Raw genomic sequence first — 305 nt, 5'->3', positions numbered from 1 at the left:
CTGGCTTCCCAGAGCCCCCGACGGAAAGAACTGTTGAGCCTGTACACGACGGATTTTACCGTCTGTGTCAGCGATTTTGTCGAGGATGCCGTGACGGAGGATACCCCCGCCCGGCTGGTGGAACTGCTTGCACGGGGCAAGTGCCTTGCTGTGGCCAAGGAACACCCCGGTGCCGTGGTGCTGGGCTGCGATACCGTGGTGGATGTGAACGGCGAGGTGTTCGGCAAGCCTCTCAGCCCGGACGATGCCAGAAGGATGCTCCGTGCGCTGTCCGGCGCGACCCACTATGTGCACACCGGTGTCTG

The 305-nt window shown here is 63.0% G+C and carries 1 protein-coding gene; it reads left to right on the top strand.

The genetic code is table 11. The features are described from left to right. A partial coding sequence (locus tag P0G09_RS18235; RefSeq protein ID WP_275253373.1) for a Maf family protein occupies nucleotides 1-305 on the top strand: 305 nt, incomplete at both ends.

Source organism: Faecalibacterium sp. DFI.5.82 (assembly GCF_029076575.1).
GTDB classification, from domain to species: Bacteria; Bacillota; Clostridia; order Oscillospirales; family Ruminococcaceae; genus Faecalibacterium; species Faecalibacterium duncaniae.
The sequence above is the reverse complement of the archived record's forward strand: the minus strand, read 5'-3'. Positions and strand labels throughout refer to the sequence as shown.